Here is a 2,199-nt window from a genome sequence, read left to right as displayed (position 1 = left end):
GGATCCCGTACTGCGCTGTCTGCCCTCTTTCTTTGTCTTTGCCCTTGAACCCTTGAACCTTTGAACTCTTGAACCGTCTTTACGCCTTTTTCATCTTGTGCTTGATGAATTCGATGACGCCGGGCATCACGGAGAGGATGATGATGGCGAAGATGACGAGAGTGAAGTTGCGCTTCACCATGGGGATGTTGCCGAAGAAGAAGCCGGCATAGGCGAAGGCCGCTATCCAGAGAATGCCGCCAATGACGTTGTAGCTTATGAACCTGCCGTAGGTCATGCTGCCGATGCCGGCGACGAAGGGGGCGAAGGTCCGTATGATGGGCACGAAGCGGGCTATTATGATCGTCTTGCCGCCGTACTTCTCGTAGAACTCGTGGGTCCTGTCCAGGTACTTCCGGTTCAGGAAACGTACGTTCTCGTTATGAAAGACCTTCGGACCCGCGTAGTTCCCTATCCAGTAATTGGCTGTGTCGCCCAGCACGGCCGCTATCGAAAGGAGGACGAAGAGCCAGAGTATACTGAAATCACCGCGGGCCGCAAAGGTCCCGGCGGCAAACAGAAGGGAGTCTCCCGGAAGCAGCGGGGCGACGACAAGACCGGTCTCGCAGAATATGATGACAAAGAGGATGAGGTAGGTCCACGTGCCGTAGCTCCGTATGAGCTCGCTCAGGTGGACGTCTATGTGGATGATGAAATCGAGTACCATCTTGACGAATTCGAACACGCTGTATATTCCTCCTCGATCGGTTTGGCCGGGAAAATTCCCTGTATAGTACACTTTTGCCCCCTCTTGAGTCAATGAATTGATGGAGAACCATTTTCTTGTAGTTGCCGGAGAGCTGTCTTATATTAGTGACACGTCGCGCTGGGGAGCAAGGAGAGAAGGATGCCCGAAAAGATAGAACTGCCCATCACCGGCATGAACTGCGCGGCATGCGCCGCCCGCATAGAGAAGATGCTCAACAAGATGGAAACGGTTAAGGAGGCCCGCGTCAATTTCCCTCTCAAGAAGGCGGTCATCCTTCCGAAGACCAGTCTCGAGCTGAAGGATGTCGTCTCCCTGATCCGCGATATCGGGTACGACGTGGACATGGAGGCAGATGTCACGGTCCGGGCGCGGAAGGAAGAGGCGGAGCTGAAGAGGGATTTCACCTGGGCGGTCTCGCTCACCATCCCCATCATGGTCTTCTCCATGTGGATGGTCCTGCCCTTCAACAACTTCATCCTCCTCGCGCTCACCATACCCGTCCAGTTCTATTTCGGTCTGCGCTTCCACACGTCGGCCCTCATCAACCTCAAACACTACACCGCCGACATGAACACCCTCATATCAGTGGGTACGTCGGCGGCATTCTTCTACAGCGCCTTCGTCACCTTCTTCCCCCACGTGGTGAGCGCCGCCGGCGTGTCGACGATGACCTATTTCGACTCCAGCGCCATGATCGTCTCTCTCATCCTCCTCGGCAGGTATTTCGAATCAAAGGCCAAGACGCGGACTTACACGGCGATCAAACTCCTCTACGAGCTCTCGCCCAGGGAATGCGTGCTCCTCAAGGACGGTGTCGAGATGCGGGTCCCCACGGACACCCTGGAGGTCGGCGACACGGTCCTCATACGGCCCGGGGAAAAGGTCCCCATCGACGGGGTCGTCCTGACGGGCAACACTTACGTCGATGAGTCGATGATCACCGGCGAGAGCATGCCCGTGCACAAAGAGCCCGACGACGAGGTCATAGGCGGGACCATCAACGGCAAGGGCTCCATCACCATCAGGACCGCGCGGATCGGCTCCGACACGGTCCTCGCCAGGGTCATACGCCTTGTCGAGGAAGCACAGTTCACGAAGGCCCCCGTGCAGCGTCTGGCAGACAGGGTCGCGGGCGTCTTCGTCCCCAGCGTCATAGCCGTCGGCATCTCAGCCTTCCTGGTCTGGTTCTTCTTCGGTCCCGAACCACGGATAACCAACTCCATCCTCTCCTTCGTGAGCGTCCTTATCATCGCGTGTCCCTGCGCGCTGGGACTCGCTACCCCCACGGCCATCATGGTCGCCACCGGAGTCGGAGCGCGAAGAGGGATCCTGATCAAGAGCGCCGAGGCCCTGGAACTCACGAACAAGGCGAGGAACGTCCTTTTCGACAAGACAGGCACCCTGACGGAGGGCGTCATAGTCCTCGCCGACATCATACCGCTCGCGTCCGC

General features: G+C 57.7%; 2 protein-coding genes. One reads left to right on the top strand and one right to left on the bottom strand.

The window, feature by feature from the left end:
• Positions 1 to 79 precede the first annotated feature (79 nt).
• A complete protein-coding gene (locus GXX82_00510; GenBank protein NLT21507.1) occupies positions 80 to 706 on the bottom strand; it encodes a DedA family protein in 627 nt (208 codons plus the stop codon).
• A 180-nt stretch (positions 707 to 886) separates the two neighbouring features.
• On the opposite strand from GXX82_00510, the gene GXX82_00505 reads away from it, so the two are divergent.
• On the top strand, positions 887 to 2,199 hold a 1,313-nt coding region (locus GXX82_00505), incomplete at its 3' end, for a heavy metal translocating P-type ATPase (GenBank protein ID NLT21506.1).

Origin of the sequence: Syntrophorhabdus sp., assembly GCA_012719415.1 — a bacterium.
Lineage (GTDB): Bacteria > Desulfobacterota > Syntrophorhabdia > Syntrophorhabdales > Syntrophorhabdaceae > Delta-02.
This window is presented reverse-complemented; position numbering and strand designations above follow the sequence as displayed.

Coding starts and splice junctions, on each gene's coding strand:
- GXX82_00510 (NLT21507.1), bottom strand. CDS start 706: ATGGTACTCGATTTCATCATCCACATAGACGTCCACCTGAGCGAGCTC.